The following is a 1266-nucleotide window of genomic DNA, read 5'->3' as shown; positions in this document are numbered from 1 at the left end:
CCCGACACCGCGGGGGTCATGGCGGCACCGGGCGCGGCGGCGGGCAGTTCGGCCGCCCGCCACTCGCCGAGGCCGAACAGGTAGTTCGGGCCGCCCGCCTTGGCGCCGGCGCCCACGGCCGAGCGCTTCCACCCGCCGAACGGCTGCCGCTGCACGATCGCGCCGGTGATGCCGCGGTTCACGTACAGGTTGCCCGCCTCGACCCGGTCGAGCCAGGTGGCGACCTCGGCGGAGTCGAGCGAGTGCAGGCCGGCGGTGAGGCCGTAGTCCACGGCGTTCTGCAGGCGGATGGCCTCGTCGAGGTCCTTCGCGTGCATGATGCCGAGCACGGGGCCGAAGAACTCCGTGAGGTGGAAGTACGAGCCCTCGCGCACACCGGTCTTCACGCCGGGGGTCCACTGCTTCCCCTCGTCGTCGAGCTTGCAGGGCTCGACCAGCCAGCGCTCGCCCTTGTCGAGCGTGGTGAGCGCCGTGAGCAGCTTGCCGTTCGCGGGTTCGATGATCGGGCCCATCTGCGTGGCGGGGTCGTCGGGGAGCCCCACGCGCATCGAGGTCACGGCGTCGACGAGCTGCCGCTCGAACCGCTTCGAGTCCGCGACCGAGCCCACGAGGATCGCGAGGGAGGCGGCGGAGCACTTCTGTCCCGCGTGGCCGAAGGCGCTGCGGGCGACGTCGGCGGCGGCCAGGTCGAGGTCGGCGGAGGGTGTGACGATGATCGCGTTCTTGCCGCTGGTCTCGGCGAGCAGCGGCAGGTCGGCCCGGAACGAGCGGAACAGCTGCGCGGTCTCGTAGGCGCCGGTGAGGATGACCCGGTCGACCTGCGGGCTGGCGACCAGGCGGGTGCCGAGGTCGCGCGAGGCCAGGTCGACGAGGGCGAGGAGGTCGCGCGGCACACCAGCGGCCCACAGCGCCTCCACCATCACGGCACCGCAGCGCTGCGTGAGCTTGGCGGGCTTGATGATCACACCGGAGCCCGACGCGAGGCCGGCCAGCACGCCGCCCGCGGGGATCGCGACGGGGAAGTTCCAGGGCGGTGTGACCACGGTGACCTTCGACGGCACGAACTCCGCGCCCGTCACGGCCTCCAGGTCCTTCGCGCGCTCGGCGTAGTAGTGGGCGAAGTCGATGGCCTCGCTCACCTCGGGGTCGGCCTCGGCGATGGTCTTGCCCGCCTCGTTGGCCATGATCTCGATGAGCTGTCCCCGGCGCGCGGCGAGCTCGTCGCCCGCGCGGTGCAGCACGGCGGCACGCTCGGCGGCCGGCAGC

The 1266-nt window shown here is 73.0% G+C and carries 1 protein-coding gene; it reads right to left on the bottom strand.

Annotated elements, in window-relative coordinates:
• The coding region (locus tag DW299_RS07645) for an aldehyde dehydrogenase family protein (protein ID WP_240745341.1) at positions 1–1266 on the bottom strand (1266 nt) is incomplete at both ends.

The sequence above is a fragment of the Microbacterium sp. K35 genome (assembly GCF_004794375.1).
In the GTDB taxonomy this organism is placed as follows: Bacteria; Actinomycetota; Actinomycetes; order Actinomycetales; family Microbacteriaceae; genus Microbacterium; species Microbacterium sufflavum.
Note: the sequence above shows the minus strand (reverse complement) of the source record. Positions and strands in the feature narration are given on the sequence as shown.